A 15166-nucleotide genomic window follows, 5' to 3' on the forward strand; every position below is an offset into this window, starting at 1 on the left:
TCCGGCGGCGTCGCGAGGGCCCCCGGCCGGCGGCGGATAGGATTTCCGTTCCCGCACGCGCGGGCCCCCGGCGCCCGCCGGGCCGAATCGGAAGGTGAGCGACCGGATGCACCAGCGGATCCTCCTCCGCGCCCGCAAGGGCCCGTTCGACGTCCTGACGCCCGAGGAGACCTTCGCCGGCAACTGGATCAGCGACAACACCGGCAACCTGGTCTTCAGCCACGCCGCGAACAAGCTGCTCGCCACCTCCACGGCGGAGGTCACCTCGACCCGCAAGCTCGCCGACCCGCGCGACGCCGACGAGATCAACGAACGGTACGACGTCTTCGTCGTCCCACTGGCCAACGCGTTCCGCCGCAGCTTCATCAACCGCCTCGAACCGATGACCCGGCTGATCGAGCGGCTGAAGATCCCGGTGGTGGTCCTCGGCGTCGGCGTGCAGACGAACGTCGACGGCGACCGGGAGTACCTGCGCCAGATCGACGAGCCGGTGAGCGCGTTCTGCCGGGCGGTGCTCGACCGCTCGCACAGCATCGGGGTGCGCGGCGAGATCACCGAGAGCTACCTGCGTACCCTCGGCTTCTCCGCGGTGGAGCAGATCGGCTGCCCGTCGATGTTCCTGCACGGCGCGGACTTCCGGCTGGCGAAGAACCGGCCGGAGCTGACCACCGACGACCGGATCGCGCTGACCATCTCCCCGTACGTCTCCTCGATGGCCCCGGTCGTCCGCCGGCACCGTGAGCGCTACCCGAACCTGTGCTACGTCCCGCAGGACCTGCGGACCCTCGGCACCCTGCTCTACGGCGACGCGCCCGAGCACCGGGGCAAGAGCAGCGAGATGCCGCTGCACGCCTCGCACCCGCTCTTCGTCGAGGACAAGGTGCGGATGTTCGTCGACCCGTGGACCTGGATGTCGCACCTGTCCGGCTTCGACTTCAACTTCGGCACCCGGATCCACGGCACCATCACGGCACTGGTCTCCGGCACCCCCGGCTACCTCTTCGCGCACGACTCGCGGACCCTGGAACTGGCCCGCTACTTCGACATCCCGCACCGGATCATGCGGGACGTGCCGGCCGACGTCGACGCCGCCGACCTCTACGCGGAGGCCGACTACACCGCGCTGACCGGGGGCCACCGGGCCCGCTTCGACGCCATCACCGCGTTCCTGGCCAAGCACGACCTCGGCACCTCGTTCGCCGACGGCGACAGCGCCGCCGCGTTCGACCGGCAGGTCGCGGAGACCGTGTTCCCGCCGGCCGTCCGCCCGGCCGCCGCCACCGGGCCGGACGAGCTGCTGGTCCGCATCCAGCGGCTCCGCGACGAGAACCGCGAGCTCGCCGCCACCGTCCGCGCCCTGCGCGCGCAGGGGCTGCGCGAACGTATCAAGCAGGCCGTCCCGGACCCGGTCCGCCGGCTGCTGCGCCGCTGAGCGGTCGTACGCCTGTACGATCACAGGCGTGTCCGGCAACGCGTACCAGCCCTCGATGCTCGACCTGGCCGAGCAGGGCCCGACCCTGGGCCCGCTCGCCGTGCGCCGGCACGAGCTGAGCCGGGGCGCCTGGGTCGACCACCTGCCCGGCTGGGTGCGGGGCTCCGACGCGGTGCTCGACACGCTGCGCCACGAGGTGCCGTGGCGGGCCGAGCGCCGCACCATGTACGACACCGAGGTCGACGTGCCCCGCCTGCTCTGCTGGTACGCTGGCGGCCGGCCGCTGCCGCACCCGGTGCTCACCGCCGCCCGCGACGCGCTCACCCGGCACTACGCGCCCGAGCTGGGCGAACCGTTCGTCACCGCCGGCCTGTGCCTCTACCGCGACGGCCGGGACAGCGTCGCCTGGCACGGCGACACCCAGGGCCGCTCCGCGCACACCGACACCATGGTCGCGATCGTCTCGTTCGGCTCCCCCCGCCCGCTGCTGCTGCGCCCGCGCGGCGGAGGCGGCGCCAGCCTGCGCTTCCCGCTCGGCCACGGCGACCTGGTGGTGATGGGCGGCTCCTGCCAGCGCACCTGGGAGCACGCGGTGCCGAAGACCGCCCGACCGATCGGCCCCCGGGTCAGCGTCCAGTTCCGCCCTGCCGGGGTGGCCTGACCCCGCCCCGTGCTAGAAACAACTCCCAGGGTCGATCACACCCCGTCACCACAGATGTGAAGGGTGAGGCGATGACCCAGTTCCCCCGGTGGGCCGTGCACGGCGACGGCCGCTCGGTACGCCCCGGCGACGTGGTCCACCCCGGCGAACGGCTCTCCTGGCCGCGCACGGTCGGGGTCGGCGTGCAGCACGTGGTCGCCATGTTCGGCGCCACCTTCACCGTCCCGCTCATCACCGGCTTCCCGCCGGCCACCACGCTCTTCTTCTCCGGCCTGGGCACGCTGCTGTTCCTGCTGGTCACCGGCAACCGGCTGCCGTCGTACCTCGGGTCGTCGTTCGCGTTCATCGCCCCGGTGATCGCCGCCAAGACCGACGGCGGCATCGGCGCGGCGCTCGGCGGGATCGTGGTCGCCGGCGTGGCGCTGGCACTGGTCGGCGTGGTGGTGCACGTGGCCGGCGCGCGCTGGATCGACGCCCTGATGCCCCCGGTGGTGACCGGCGCGATCGTCGCGCTGATCGGGCTCAACCTCGCGCCGGTCGCCTGGGACGGCGGCGGCGCGGGCACCGGCGTCAAGGCCCAGCCGCTGATCGCCGTGGTCACCCTGCTGGCGATCCTGGTCACCACCGTGGCGTTCCGCGGCTTCCTGGCCCGGCTGTCGATCCTGCTCGGCGTGGTGGTCGGCTGGCTGCTCGCCGCGGTGACCGGCCAGCTCGACCAGCAGGCGGTCACCGGGTTGCGGCAGGCGGCCTGGGTCGGGCTGCCGGAGTTCCACACGCCCAGCTTCAGCCTGCGGGCCGTGGTGCTGGTCATCCCGGTGATCCTGGTGCTGATCGCGGAGAACGCCGGGCACGTCAAGGCGGTGGCCGCGATGACCGGTGAGAACCTCGACCGGCACATGGGCCGGGCGTTCCTCGGCGACGGCCTCGCCACCGTGCTGGCCGGCTCCGGCGGCGGCTCCGGCACCACCACCTACGCGGAGAACATCGGCGTCATGGCGGCGACCCGGGTCTACTCCACGGCCGCGTACTGGGTGGCCGGCGGCGCGGCGATCCTGCTCGGGCTCTGCCCGAAGTTCGGCGCGCTGATCCTCACCGTGCCGGCCGGCGTGCTCGGCGGCGCCACCACCGCGCTGTACGGCCTGATCGCCGTGCTGGGCGCCCGGATCTGGATCGAGAACCGGGTCGACTTCCACGACCCGGTCAACCTGTTCACCGCCGCGGTCGCGGTCATCGTCGGCGCCGCCAACTACACGCTGACCGCCGGCGACCTGTCCTTCAACGGCATCGCCCTGGGCACCGCCGCCGCGCTGGCGATCCACCACGGCATGCGCCTGACAGCCCACCTACGCGGCACCACCCCCGCCCCCGAGCTCTCCCCGACCCCGACCTCTGACCCCACCCACCCCACCCCGCCGCGTGGATCTTGCACTTGCGGCCCGGGTTTTGCCCGGCTTAGCCCGAAATATCCGGGCCGAAACTGCAAGATCGACGCGGGGCGGGGCGGGGCGGGGCGGGGGCGGGGCGGGGTGGGGTGGGGTGGGGTCAGTCGCGGTCGATGTGGTGGCCTACGACGGTGGGGCCGAGCATGACGGCGAAGCCGGAGCCGTCGCGGCGCGGGTCCGCCGGGGGCAGCTCCACCGGGTCGCCGGTCGCCGTCGCACCCACCGGGCGCGGGCCGATCCAGGCCACGGACAGGTCCGTCTCACCCTTGAGGAGCCGCTGGGCGCGCACCCCGCCGGTCGCCCGCCCCTTCGCCGGGTACGCCTTGAACGGCGTCACCTTGACCGTGGCACCGGTCGAGGTGACCACCATCGGCTCACCGTGTTGCGCGTCGTCGGTGCGGACCGCGCCGAAGAACACCGCCCGCGCCCCGGCGGGCAGGCTGATGCCGGCCATCCCGCCGCCCTTGACGCCCTGCGGCCGCACCAGCGACGCCGCGAAGCGCAGCAGCGATGCCTCCGAGGAGACGAACGCCAGCGTCTCGGCGCCGTCGGTCAGCCAGGACGCACCGACCACCTCGTCGCCCTCGCGCAGCGAGATCACCTCGAACTCGTCCGACCGGACCGGCCAGTCCGGCGCGCACACCTTGACCACGCCCTGCCGCGTGCCCAGCGCCAGACCGGGCGAGCCGGCGGCGGACGCGCCCAGCGGCGCCAGCCCGACGACCGTCTCCCCCGGCGCCAACGGCGCCAGCTCGGCGGCCGACATGCCGCCGCGCAGCGACACCGTGCCGGACTGCTCCGGCAACACCGGCAACGGCAACACGTCGATCTTGAACGCCCGGCCGGCGCTGGTCACCAGCAGCACCCGCCCCCGCGCGGTGGAGTGCACCACCGCGCGTACCGCGTCGTGCTTGACCCGGCCGCTGCGTCGCCGCGCCTCGGCCGCCTCCTCCGACTCGGCCGCGGTCCGCGCCACCAACCCGGTCGCGGAGAGGATCACCTGACACGGGTCGTCGGCCACCTCCAGCGGGCCGGCCGGCACCGACGCCGCCAGCACCTCCTTCAGGTCGCCGTCGACGAGCGTGGTGCGCCGCTCGGCGGGGAACTGCTTCACCACCGAGGCCAGCTCGTCGGAGACCAGCTTCCGCAGCACCTTCGGGTCGTCCAGGATCGTCGACAGCTCGGCGATCTCGCCGCGCAGCTTGTCCTGCTCGGCCTCCAGCTCCAGCCGGTCGTACTTCGTCAACCGGCGCAGCGGCGTGTCCAGGATGTAGGTCGCCTGGATCTCGGAGAGCCGGAACTTCTGCATCAGGCCGTCCTTGGCCGCCTGGGCGTCCTCGCTGGCCCGGATCAGCTTGACCACCCGGTCGATGTCGAGCAGGGCGATCAGCAGGCCGTCCACCAGGTGCAGGCGCTCCTCCCGCTTGCGCTTGCGGTAGGCGCTGCGCCGGGTCACCACCTCGTAGCGGTGCGACAGGAACACCTCGAGCAGCTCCTTGAGCCCGAGCGTGCGCGGCTGGCCGTCCACCAGCACCAAGTTGTTCACCCCGAACGACTGCTCCAGCGGGGTGAGCCGGTAGAGGTCGGCCAGCAACGCCTGCGGGTTGACGCCGACCTTGCACTCGACGACCAGGCGGGTGCCGTTCTCCCGGTCGGTGAGGTCCTTGACGTCGGCGATGCCGGTCAGCCGCTTGGTCTTGTTGACCTCGTTCGTGATCGCCGCGATGACCTTCTCGGCGCCGACGCCGTAGGGCAGCTCGGTGACCGTGATGGCCTGCCGGCCGCGGCTGCCCTCCAGCGGGCCGATCTGCACCCGGCCCCGCATCCGCACCACACCACGCCCGGTCTCGTACGCCCGGCGCACCTCGTCCAGGCCGAGCAGCAACCCGCCGGTGGGCAGGTCGGGGCCGGGGACGAACTCCATCAGCCGGTCCAGCGTGGCGTCCGGGTGGTTGATCAGCCAGCGGGCGGCCTGCACGACCTCGGCGAGGTTGTGCGGGATCATGTTGGTCGCCATCCCGACCGCGATCCCGGACGCGCCGTTGACCAGCAGGTTGGGGAAGGCGGCCGGCAGCACGGTGGGCTGGACCAGCGAGCCGTCGTAGTTGGGCTCGACGTCGACGGTGTCCTCACCCAGCTCGCCGACGAGCAGCATCGCCTCCCGCGACATCCGGGCCTCGGTGTAGCGCGCCGCGGCCGGGCCGTCGTCCGGCGACCCGAAGTTGCCGTGCCCGTCGATCAGCGGGGCGTTGAGCGAGAAGTCCTGCGCCAGCCGCACCATCGCGTCGTAGATGGCCGTGTCGCCGTGCGGGTGGTATTTACCCATCACGTCGCCGACGATCCGGGCTGACTTGACGTGTCCCCGGTCGGGGCGGTGGCCCTGCTCGTGCATCGACCAGAGGATGCGCCGGTGCACCGGCTTGAGGCCGTCCCGGGCGTCCGGCAGGGCGCGGGAGTGGATGACCGAGAACGCGTATTCCAAATAGGAGTCGGAAACCTCGGTGACCAGCGGGTTGTCGAAGACCCGGGCGCCGGCCTGGTCGAAGGCGGAGAGGTCCGCCTTGGCGCGGTCGTCCTTGCGGCGTGCCATGGTGCAGCTTCCTTCCGAAACGAACGCGGTGGTCAGGCGTCGATGGCGTCGCGGTCGACGCGGTCGGCGGAGTCGATCAGCCAGTTGCGGCGGGGCTCGACCTTCTCGCCCATGAGCAGTTCGAGGATGCGCTCGGCGGCCTCGACGTCGTCGAGCGTGATCCGCCGGACCGCCCGGGTGGCCGGGTTCATGGTGGTCTCCCACAGCTCGTCGGCGTCCATCTCACCGAGGCCCTTGAAGCGCGGGATCGGGGTGACGATCTGCTTGCCGGCCTTCTCCAGCTTGCGGACCGTCGCCTCCATCTCGGCCTGGGTGTAAGTGTAGGTGGTCTGCGGGTTGCGACCCTTCGTGGTGATCTTGTGCAGGGGCGGCATCGCTGCGTAGAGCCGGCCGGCCTCGATCAGCGGCCGCATGTAGCGGGCGAAGAGCGTGATCAGCAGCGTCCGGATGTGCGCGCCGTCGACGTCCGCGTCGGCCATGATGAGCACCCGGCCGTAGCGCAGGGTGGACAGGTCGAACGTGCGCCCGGAGCCGGCGCCGAGAACCTGCACGATCGCCGCGCACTCGGCGTTGTCCAGCACCTGCTGGAGGCTGGCCTTCTGCACGTTGAGGATCTTGCCGCGGATCGGAAGAAGCGCCTGGTATTCGGAGGATCGGGCGAGGCGCCCCGTCCCGAGGGCGCTGTCCCCCTCCACGATGAACAGTTCGCTTCTGTCGATGCCTGACGCGCGGCAGTCGACCAGCTTGGCCGGCATGGCCGCGCCCTCCAGCGCGGTCTTGCGGCGGGCGGCGTCCTTCTGCTGCTTCTGGGTCAGCCGGACCCGGGCCGCGTCGACGATCTTCTGCAGCACCGTGCGGGCCTCGGCCTTGGTGCGGCGGTCGTCCAGCCAGCTCTTCAGGTGCGCCTCGACCAGCCCCTGCAGCACCTTCGTGATGCCGGCGGTGGACAGCTCGTCCTTGGTCTGCGAGGTGAACTGCGGCTCCGGGATGCGCACGTGCACCACCGCGGTCATGCCCTCCAGGACGTCGTCCAGGGTGGGCGCGTCCTCCTTGGGCTTGAGCAGGCCGCGGGTGCTGCGGGCGGCCTCGGCGAGGGTGCGGGCCAGGGCCCGCTCGAAGCCCTTGCGGTGGGTGCCGCCGTGGGCGTTGCGGATGGTGTTGGTGAAGCACTCGACGGTGCGGTCGTAGCCGGTGCCCCAGCGGAACGCGATCTCGACCTCGGCGCGGCGCTGCACGTTGGACTGCATCACGCCGTTGGCGTCGGCGGCGTTCTCGCGGTAGGTGCCCTCGCCGGTGACCAGCAGCGTGCCGGAGACCGGCCGGTCGCCGGCCGGGGCGAGGAACTCCACCATGTCGGTCAGGCCGTCGGGGAAGTGGAACCGCTCCTCGACCACCTCCTCGCCGGTCTCGTCGCGCAGCCGGTAGGCCACGCCGGGGACGAGGAAGGCGGTGTTGCGCAGCTTGAGCCGGACCGCCTCGGTGTCGAGCGCGGCGCCGGTCTCGAAGTAACGGGGGTCGTGCCACCAGCGGATCGAGGTGCCGGTGCGCTGGCCGCGCTTGATCGCGCCGGCGATCTGCAGGCCGGGGCCGGGGGTGAACGGCGCGTCGGGGCCGTCGCCGTCGAAGATCCCGGGTACGCCGTGGCGGAACGACATGGCGTGGACCTTGCCGCCGCGGCGGACGGTGACGTCGAAGCGGCGGGACAGCGCGTTGACCGCCGAGGCGCCCACGCCGTGCAGGCCGCCGGAGGTCTTGTAGCCGGAGCCGCCGAACTTGCCGCCGGCGTGCAGGCGGGTGAGGACCAGCTCGACGCCGGAGATGCCGGACTTGGCGTGCACGTCCGTGGGGATGCCGCGGCCGTCGTCGTCGACCCGCACCGAACCGTCGGCGTGCAGGATCACGTCGACGGCGGTGGCGTGACCCGCGACACCCTCGTCGGTGGAGTTGTCGAGGATCTCGTTGACGAGGTGACCCACGCCACGGCTGTCGGTCGAGCCGATGTACATGCCGGGGCGCTTGCGGACGGCGTCGAGGCCCTCCAGGTGGGTCAGGTCGTCGGCCCCGTAGAGCGTCTCAGGCTGTGCGGTCAACTGGTCGTACTCCCAGGTCTCGGCGGTGTGGTGCCGTTCACCGTGTGGTGCCCCACGGCGATCGCCGGGCGCGGCGCGCCGCAGCGAGCCTAGCCCGGCGCTCCGACAGGTCCGTGTCACCGGGTGCGGTGCGTTGTCCGGTTACCCTGCGGGCCGGGTTCGTGCCGTCGCCGCCGCGGCGGCGCCCGGGGCGAGGAGGCATCCGTGGGTGACAACGACGTGACCGGCTCGGCGTCTTCCCGGCCGGCGGCCGGCGGTGACTCGATCGGCCGGTTCGAGCGGCTCTACGCGGAGGCCGGGCGCGGCACGGCGGAGGTGCCCTGGGATCTGGCGGCGCCGCACTCGCTGGTCGCGGAGTGGACCGCGCGGGTCCGGCCGGACGGCTCCGGTCGCCGCGCGGTGGTGGTCGGGTGCGGTTTCGGCCGGGACGCGGAGCACCTGGCCGGGCTGGGCTTCGACACGGTCGCGTTCGACGTCGCCCCGAGCGCGGTGCGGGAGGCGCGGCGGCGGCACGCGGGTTCGGCGGTCCGCTACGAGGTGGCGGACCTGTTCGATCCGCCGGCCGCGTGGTCGGACGGCTTCGACCTGGTGCTGGAGAGCATGAACGTGCAGGCGTTGCCGGTCGACCTGCGCGCGGCCGCGACGGCGGCGGTGGGGCGGCTGGTGGCGCCGGGCGGGCTGCTGCTGGTGATCGCGGCGGGCCGGCGTCCGGACGAGGCGGTGGACGGGCCGCCGTGGCCGCTGACCCGGGCCGAGGTCGAGTCGTTCGGCGTGGGCGGGCTGACCGCGGCGCGGATCGAGGAGATCACCGCCCCGGACGGTGGGCTGCGCTGGCGCGCGGAGTTCCGGCGGGGCTGAGCCGGTGTCCGGCCATTGACGCCCGTCACACGCCCGTGATCTGATCGCTCCCCTGAAGAATCTTTCATGTTTCGATGGGTGAGGGTGAGGTGGGGCATGTCCGTGTTCCGTCGTTCCGTGTTCGCGGCGGCGCTGGCGCTCGCCACGGTGGCGCTGCCGGCCGCCGTGGCCCCGGCCGGCCCCGCCGCCGCGGCGCTGCCCACCGCCGCGGTGGCGTTGGGTGACAGCTTCATCAGCGGCGAAGGCGCCGGCGGGTACGCCCCGGTGGTCGACGTCAACGGCGTCGCGCAGGGCTTCCCCGGCTGGTCGGCGGCGAACGCCAACGCCTACTTCTGCCACCGCTCGCCGAACGCCTCGCTGTTCCGGGCCGAGCTGCCGGGCATCGCCGCGCGGTTCAACCTGGCCTGCTCGGGCGGGCAGCCGTACGACATCGCCAACGCCTCGGCCACCCGGGCCAAGGGACGGCAGGTCGCCGCCCAGCTCGACCAGCTCCGATCGGTGGCCCGCACCCACGACATCGACCTGGTGCTGGTGGGGCTCGGCTCGAACAACAGCTCGTTCACGTTCGGCAGCGTGGCGGAGAAGTGCGCCAACCGGTTCATCGCCGACGCCTGGACCGGGTGGTGGGAGTTCTGGGCCTACCTGGGCGGGCCGGTGGAGCAGAAGCCGTGCACCGACGCCGACCTGGGCACCGCCGCGCAGTTCTCGGCCGCCACCGCGGAGACCACGGCGGCGCTGCGGCAGTTGCTCACCACGCTCGACGAGGTCGACGCGGACGGCCAGCACCGGGTGGTGTTCCAGGACTACACCAACCCGCTGCCGTACGAGCTGGAGCAGAGCTACTGGAGTGAGGACAGCCGGGACGACACCCGCGACAAGTTCCGCGCCCTGGGCGCCGAGCGGTACGCGGCCGGCTGCCCGATCCACCGGGCCAGCCTGGCGCCGGGGCAGCGCTTCTCCCAGGGGCTCGGTTCCCTGGTCGGCTCCGTGCGGGGCACCCTGGCCGGCGAGTTCCCGAACGACGACCTGGTCTACCTGAACGTGCAGCGGGCGTTCGACGGGGCGCGGCTGTGCGAGTCGGCGGGCAGCCCGGCCAACGCGCTGGCCACGCCGATCCGGCTGATGGACGGCCCGAGCGGCGTCTTCGTCACCAGCCTCTCCGGCTACGACAAGCTGGACATCCAGCGGATCGCGAACGCCTGCGGCACCTACTTCCAGACCTGCCAGGAGTCGTGGCACCCGAGCGCGGCCGGCCACCAGGTGCTCGGCCGGTGCCTGACCGGCGCGGCGGTGGCCGCCGCCCGCACCGTCGCCTGCGTACGGGCCCCGGACGGCACGATCTCGGTCGGCTGACGGCAGGGTCGGCGTCCCCGCGCCGGGGCGCCGGCCCGCGCCGGGACCGGTCAGGGTCGGGTCGCGACGCCGAGCACGTGCGGCGAGGCCGGAGCCGGGACACCGGACGGGGGGAAGCGGAACCGGTCGACGTCGGTGATCGTGAAGCCGGCCGACCGGATCGCGGCCAGCGTGTCGCGGGCGGTGTGGCAGCCGGCGCAGAACAGCGGCCAGAGCGTCGCGTCGGCGATGCGCTGGGCCCGGCGCAGGCCCGGCGTCTGCGCCACCACGTGCTCGTAGAAGCGCAGCTCGCCGCCGGGTCGGAGGATCCGGCGCGCCTCGCCGAGCGCGACCCCCTGGTCCGGCACCGAGCAGAGCACCAGCGAGAGGACCACCGCGTCGGCGGCGCCGTCGGCGACCGGCAGCGCCTCGGCCAGGCCGGCGGCCACGGTCACCGGCACCCGGGCGGCGGAGCCGGCGGCCTCGGCGAGGGCCCGCAGCCGGGGCTCCGGCTCCACGGCGAGCACGTGGTCGACGGCCGGCGGGTAGTGCGCCAGGTTGCGCCCGTTGCCGGCGCCGACCTCGACCACCAGGCCGCGCAGCCCGGCCACCAGCCGGCGGCGGTGCGCGGCGACGCCGGCGTCGTCCATGGCGACGCTGGCCCGGGCGAACACGCGGGCGAAGATCGGGTGGGAGACGCCCATCAGTGGGCCGTGGGGAGCGCGCCGAGGCTGAGCAGGAGCGGGCCGGCCGGCCCGTCGACCAGGTCGCCGAGGCGTACCCCGTCGAGCACGGCGAGGAAGGCGGCCTGGGCGCGGCGCAGCTCGCCGCGCAGCCGGCAGCCGGTAACCAGCGGGCAGGCCGGTTCGGTGCAGTTGACCACCTCGTCGTCGCCCTCGAACGCGCGGACCACCTGCCCGACGGTCAGCTCGCCGGCGTGCTCGGCGAAGGCCACCCCGCCGGACCGGCCCCGGATGGTCACCAGCACCCCGAGCCGCTGCAGCCGTTGCACCACCTTGGCGACGTGGCTGCGGGGCAGCGCGAGCCGGGTGGCCAGCTCGTCCACCGTGGCGCGGACCGGGGACGCGGCGGTCAGCATGGCGATCCGCAGCGCCATGTCGGTCGACCGGTTGAGCCTCACGCCCAGACCCTAACCAGTCGACGCCGATCGCGACACGGGTCGTTTTCACCGCCGGCGCCCGCGGTGGTGGGGACGGCCGCCGTCGTCGTGGGTCCGGCCCGCCCTTGCTACTCGCCGGTAGCTACGCTGGTCCGGTGAGCGGTGAGTACACCCAGGAGTACGTGGACGTCGACGGCGCACGGATCGGCGTGCAGATCCACCCGGAACCGGACGGACCGCCCGGCGCGCCGGTGGTGCTGATCTGGCCGGCCATGGGCGTACGCGCCCGCTACTACCGGCCGTTCGCCGCCGCGCTGCGCGACGCCGGGCTCGCCGTGATCGTGGCGGACCTGCGCGGCACCGGGGAGAGCACCCCCGCCCCGTCCCGCACCTGCCGGTACGGCTACGCCGAGCTGGCCACCGACGTCGGCGCGGTGCTGGACGCGCTCAAACCCCGCCTGGACGGGCGCGTCCGGGTGCTGCTCGGGCACTCCCTCGGCGGCCAGGTCGCGGTGCTGCACCAGGCGCTGCACGACGCCGGCCGGGTGGACGGGCTGGCCCTGGTGGCGGTGGGCCTGCCCTGGTGGCGGCGGTATCCGGGGCGGCGCGGCTGGGGCGTGCTGCCGTACACCCAGGGCATCGCCGCGGCGGCCCGGCTGCTCGGCGTCTGGCCGGGCTGGGGGTTCGGCGGCCGGCAGGCGCGCGGGGTGATCCGGGACTGGGCGCACACCGCCCGCACCGGGCGTTTCCCGGCGCTCGACGGGGTGGACGCGGAGGCGGCGGTGCGGCGGATCCGGACGCCGGTGCTCGCGGTCAGCGTCGACGACGACCAGTACACGCCGCACGAGACGCTGGACCACCTCTGCGACAAGCTGGCCGCCGCGCCGGTGACCCGGCACCGCTACACGGTCGCCGAGGCGGGTGCCGGCCTCGACCACTTCACCTGGGTACGCGCCGCCGTGCCGCTGGCCGCCCGGGTGGCCGCGTTCGCCGGCTCGCTGCCCGCGCGCGACTCGGGGGCGTGACCGCGCCGAGGACGGGTATGCCGCACCGCCCGAACACGGCGGAGGGGGATCAGATGTCCGAACGGCATACCGCGTTGCGCTCGATGCACGACCTGGGCCTGGCGGCCTGGTTCGGCGGCTCACTGATGGGGGCGCTCGGCGTCAACGGCGCGGCGGCACGAATCGACGACACGACCCAACGGCTGCCGGTGGCCTCGGCCGGGTGGGCCCGGTGGACCCCGGTGAACGCGGCGGCGATCGGCGCCCACCTGGCCGGCGCGGTCGGCGAGCTGGTCACCGAGAGCCCGCGGATGGCCCGGCAGTCCGGCGTGGGCAAGGCGAGCGCGGTGAAGACCGCGCTGACCGTCGGCGCGCTGGCGGTGACCGGCTACAGCCGGCTGGTCGGCATGCGGCTGGAGAAGGCGGGCGGGCCGCCGGTCGAGGGCACCACCGAGCCCAACCACCACACCCCGGCGAACGTCGCCGCCAGCCAACGGCAGATGAAGTTGCTGCAGTGGGCGGTGCCGGCGATGACCGGCGCCCTGGTCGTGATGACCGCGTACATGAGCGAGCAGCAGAAGCCGACCCAGGTGCTGCGCGGGATGCTGGACCGGGCCGGCGGGCTGATGTCCGCGCCGAAGAACCTCGGCAAGATGGCCGCCGTGGGCGCGGCCGGACGGCACCTGGTCGCTTCCGGCCGCTGAGACCACCGCGCGGCCGGTGACCCACATCGGGGTGGGTCACCGGCCGCGCGGTGCACGCGAGCGCCTGCCTCGCGCTCGCCCTAGGAACCGGTGCCGTCCTCACCCGGGCGGCCCGGCGCGGCCTGCTCGTTCGCCGGCACCGGAGAATCGGCCACCGGGTGCCCGGTGTCGTCCACCGCGCCCGGCGCCATGCTGCCGCCGTGCGCCTCCTCGGCCTCCCGCGGATCCCGGTCCGCCGGGGTCTTCTCGTCCCGCCGCTCGTCCACGTGTCCCCCTCGCCGTCGTTCCGGCCGTACCCGCGAGGTGGGCGGGGAAACCTCAGGCCCGCGCGGCGGCGGGCACCACGCCGAGCAGGTCGGCGAGGCGGGCGGCGTCGCGCTGGGCCTGGTCGCCGCAGCAGTTGTTCATCAGCACGTGCAGCTCGGCGCACCCGTCGGCCAGCTCGCGCAGCAGCACCGACCAGTGCCGCAGCTCCCGCTCGCCGTAGGCGTACCGGAACCGCTCCCGCTTGTCGCCGCTCTCCCACGCCTCGCTGTGGCCGTGGAACCGGACCACGGCCAGGTCGGTGGTGGCGACCAGGATCGGCGGCACCGAGGAGACGTGTCCCTGCGGCATGTCCACGCAGCCGTAGCCGAGCCCGTTCTCGCGCAGGAACGTCACCGTGTCGACCACGGCGTCGTCCTCGAACCAGGAGGAGTGCCGCAGCTCGACGGTGACCGGGTGGGGCCGGCACCGCTGCGCGGCGGCCAGGATCCGCCGCCGGGCCGCGTCGCCGCGGGCCAGCCAGGGCGGGAACTGCAGCAGCACGGCGCCGAGCCGGTCGGCCGCCGCGAGCGGTGCCAGCGCCGCGTGGAACCGGGCCCACAACTCGTCGTACGCCCCGGCGGGCAGGTCGCGCCAGCGGATCCGGCTCGGCGCGCCGGCCGGACGCAGGTCCTTCGGCAACGCGTCGACCGGCGTGTGGTGGCCGGTGAACAGCCGGAACGCCTTGACGTCGAAGGTGAAGCCGGGCGGGGTGGCGTCCGCCCAGGTCGTCGTGGTCTCCACCGCCGGCACGGCGTAGTACGAGGTGTCCACCTCGACCAGTGGAAAGTGCTCGGCGTACCAGCCCAGCCGCCCGGCCGGGGTGTTGGCGGCGCGCGGGTACCAGCCGGAGCGGACCAGCATCGCGTCGGCCCACGAGGACGTGCCCACCTTGATGACACCCATGTCGTTCAGTTCACCGCGAACCGGACCGACCGGCAACCGGAGGCTCCGGTGTGGAGCGGTGGACGTGTCGGTGCGACGTCGTACGGTGACCTCGCATCTCCGATCGGAAGGAACGAGCGACATGGACGTCACCGACCAGGTTCTCACCGGCGAGCGGGCCGACCTGCTCGAGTCGTTGCGCCGGCACCGCGGCTTCCTGCGCCAGACCGTGGCGGGGCTCGACGACGAGCAGGCGGCGCGCCGCAGCACGGCCAGCGAGCTGTGCCTCGGCGGGATCGTCAAGCACGTGGCGAGCACCGAACGGAGCTGGATGCGCTTCGCCACGGGCGGCGCCGAGGCGATGCGCAGCGAGCCGGTCGACTGGGCCGGCCAGTTCCGGATGGTCGAGGGCGACACCCTGGCCGGGCTGCTGGCTGAGTTCGACCGGGTGGCCGCCGAGACGGACGCGCTGGTCGCCACGCTCGACCTGGACGCCGCGCACCCGCTGCCGGACGAGCCGTGGTTCACCCCCGGCGCCTCCTGGACCGTGCGCCGGGTGCTGCTGCACCTGATCGCCGAGATCTCCCAGCACTCCGGGCACGCCGACATCATCCGCGAGTCGATCGACGGCGCGAAGACCATGGGCTGACCGGCCCGGCGGTGCCGGAATCGGCCTTCTGGTGACCGGGCTCACCCGCCGCGCGGGGCTCGACGTGTGACGCTCGGGCAGGTCGCGGCGCTGAGG

14 protein-coding genes are annotated in these 15166 nt (G+C 73.7%); 8 read left to right on the forward strand and 6 right to left on the reverse strand.

What is annotated here, in order from left to right:
- Positions 1-106: 106 nt before the first annotated feature.
- The 3 genes from H1D33_RS14495 to H1D33_RS14505 all read left to right on the forward strand — a co-directional run bounded on the left by H1D33_RS14495 (position 107) and on the right by H1D33_RS14505 (position 3682).
- Positions 107-1432 carry a polysaccharide pyruvyl transferase family protein gene (locus tag H1D33_RS14495; RefSeq protein ID WP_181572743.1) on the forward strand — a complete coding sequence of 442 codons (1326 nt, stop codon included), beginning with the start codon at positions 107-109 and terminating at the stop codon, positions 1430-1432.
- Between the two features lie 55 nt (positions 1433-1487).
- Positions 1488-2093, forward strand: a complete 606-nt coding sequence (locus tag H1D33_RS14500; RefSeq protein WP_181572742.1) for an alpha-ketoglutarate-dependent dioxygenase AlkB — start codon at positions 1488-1490, stop codon at positions 2091-2093.
- A 71-nt stretch (positions 2094-2164) separates the two neighbouring features.
- Positions 2165-3682: a uracil-xanthine permease family protein gene (locus H1D33_RS14505; RefSeq protein ID WP_307755188.1), complete on the forward strand. Its 1518-nt coding sequence runs from the start codon at positions 2165-2167 to the stop codon at positions 3680-3682.
- On the opposite strand, the gene H1D33_RS14510 is transcribed toward H1D33_RS14505, so the two are convergent.
- Positions 3636-6125, reverse strand: coding sequence for a DNA gyrase/topoisomerase IV subunit A (locus H1D33_RS14510; protein ID WP_181567564.1), 2490 nt, complete (start codon positions 6123-6125; stop codon positions 3636-3638). The two genes, H1D33_RS14505 and H1D33_RS14510, sit on opposite strands and share 47 nt — an antisense overlap.
- A 32-nt stretch (positions 6126-6157) precedes the next feature.
- A complete protein-coding gene (locus H1D33_RS14515; RefSeq protein ID WP_181567563.1) occupies positions 6158-8215 on the reverse strand; it encodes a DNA gyrase/topoisomerase IV subunit B in 2058 nt (685 codons plus the stop codon).
- A gap of 204 nt (positions 8216-8419) precedes the next feature.
- On the opposite strand from H1D33_RS14515, the gene H1D33_RS14520 reads away from it, so the two are divergent.
- Together H1D33_RS14520 and H1D33_RS14525 are read left to right on the forward strand one after the other, a co-directional pair.
- Complete coding sequence (locus tag H1D33_RS14520) at positions 8420-9073, forward strand: class I SAM-dependent methyltransferase (RefSeq protein ID WP_246411363.1); 654 nt, start codon at positions 8420-8422, stop codon at positions 9071-9073.
- 96 nt (positions 9074-9169) lie between these two features.
- Positions 9170-10426 carry an SGNH/GDSL hydrolase family protein gene (locus H1D33_RS14525; RefSeq protein ID WP_181567562.1) on the forward strand — a complete coding sequence of 419 codons (1257 nt, stop codon included), beginning with the start codon at positions 9170-9172 and terminating at the stop codon, positions 10424-10426.
- 50 nt (positions 10427-10476) lie between these two features.
- On the opposite strand, the gene H1D33_RS14530 is transcribed toward H1D33_RS14525, so the two are convergent.
- Both H1D33_RS14530 and H1D33_RS14535 read right to left on the reverse strand, forming a co-directional pair.
- Positions 10477-11109, reverse strand: coding sequence for a class I SAM-dependent methyltransferase (locus tag H1D33_RS14530; RefSeq protein ID WP_181567561.1), 633 nt, complete (start codon positions 11107-11109; stop codon positions 10477-10479).
- Positions 11109-11546 (reverse strand): RrF2 family transcriptional regulator, encoded by a 438-nt coding sequence (locus H1D33_RS14535; protein WP_181567560.1) that lies wholly within the window; start codon positions 11544-11546, stop codon positions 11109-11111. The genes H1D33_RS14530 and H1D33_RS14535 overlap by 1 nt, the downstream gene beginning before the upstream one ends.
- Positions 11547-11680: 134 nt before the next feature.
- Between H1D33_RS14535 and H1D33_RS14540 the strand changes: the two genes are divergently transcribed.
- Together H1D33_RS14540 and H1D33_RS14545 are read left to right on the forward strand one after the other, a co-directional pair.
- Entirely contained in the window at positions 11681-12550 is an 870-nt protein-coding gene (locus tag H1D33_RS14540; RefSeq protein WP_181567559.1) for an alpha/beta hydrolase family protein, read from the forward strand.
- 53 nt (positions 12551-12603) lie between these two features.
- Complete coding sequence (locus H1D33_RS14545; protein WP_181567558.1) at positions 12604-13233, forward strand: hypothetical protein; 630 nt, start codon at positions 12604-12606, stop codon at positions 13231-13233.
- 80 nt (positions 13234-13313) lie between these two features.
- Here the strand turns inward: H1D33_RS14545 and H1D33_RS14550 are convergent, their stop codons facing one another.
- Positions 13314-13499 (reverse strand): GTPase activator, encoded by a 186-nt coding sequence (locus tag H1D33_RS14550; protein WP_181567557.1) that lies wholly within the window; start codon positions 13497-13499, stop codon positions 13314-13316.
- 52 nt (positions 13500-13551) lie between these two features.
- Positions 13552-14442 carry a DUF72 domain-containing protein gene (locus tag H1D33_RS14555; RefSeq protein ID WP_181567556.1) on the reverse strand — a complete coding sequence of 297 codons (891 nt, stop codon included), beginning with the start codon at positions 14440-14442 and terminating at the stop codon, positions 13552-13554.
- A 121-nt stretch (positions 14443-14563) separates the two neighbouring features.
- On the opposite strand from H1D33_RS14555, the gene H1D33_RS14560 reads away from it, so the two are divergent.
- On the forward strand, positions 14564-15070 hold the full coding sequence (locus H1D33_RS14560; protein WP_181567555.1) for a DinB family protein: 507 nt from the start codon (positions 14564-14566) through the stop codon (positions 15068-15070).
- The last annotated feature ends 96 nt before the right edge of the window (positions 15071-15166 follow it).

It is taken from the genome of Micromonospora ferruginea (assembly GCF_013694245.2).
Lineage (GTDB): Bacteria > Actinomycetota > Actinomycetes > Mycobacteriales > Micromonosporaceae > Micromonospora > Micromonospora robiginosa.

What these genes read in the sequence shown, in the direction of transcription:
- H1D33_RS14495 (WP_181572743.1), top strand. Translation starts at nt 107, where the DNA reads ATGCACCAGCGGATCCTCCTCCGCGCCCGCAAGGGCCCGTTCGACGTC.
- H1D33_RS14500 (WP_181572742.1), top strand. Translation starts at nt 1,488, where the DNA reads ATGCTCGACCTGGCCGAGCAGGGCCCGACCCTGGGCCCGCTCGCCGTG.
- H1D33_RS14505 (WP_307755188.1), top strand. Translation starts at nt 2,165, where the DNA reads ATGACCCAGTTCCCCCGGTGGGCCGTGCACGGCGACGGCCGCTCGGTA.
- H1D33_RS14510 (WP_181567564.1), bottom strand. Translation starts at nt 6,125, where the DNA reads ATGGCACGCCGCAAGGACGACCGCGCCAAGGCGGACCTCTCCGCCTTC.
- H1D33_RS14525 (WP_181567562.1), top strand. Translation starts at nt 9,170, where the DNA reads ATGTCCGTGTTCCGTCGTTCCGTGTTCGCGGCGGCGCTGGCGCTCGCC.
- H1D33_RS14530 (WP_181567561.1), bottom strand. Translation starts at nt 11,109, where the DNA reads ATGGGCGTCTCCCACCCGATCTTCGCCCGCGTGTTCGCCCGGGCCAGC.
- H1D33_RS14545 (WP_181567558.1), top strand. Translation starts at nt 12,604, where the DNA reads ATGTCCGAACGGCATACCGCGTTGCGCTCGATGCACGACCTGGGCCTG.
- H1D33_RS14555 (WP_181567556.1), bottom strand. Translation starts at nt 14,442, where the DNA reads ATGGGTGTCATCAAGGTGGGCACGTCCTCGTGGGCCGACGCGATGCTG.
- H1D33_RS14560 (WP_181567555.1), top strand. Translation starts at nt 14,564, where the DNA reads ATGGACGTCACCGACCAGGTTCTCACCGGCGAGCGGGCCGACCTGCTC.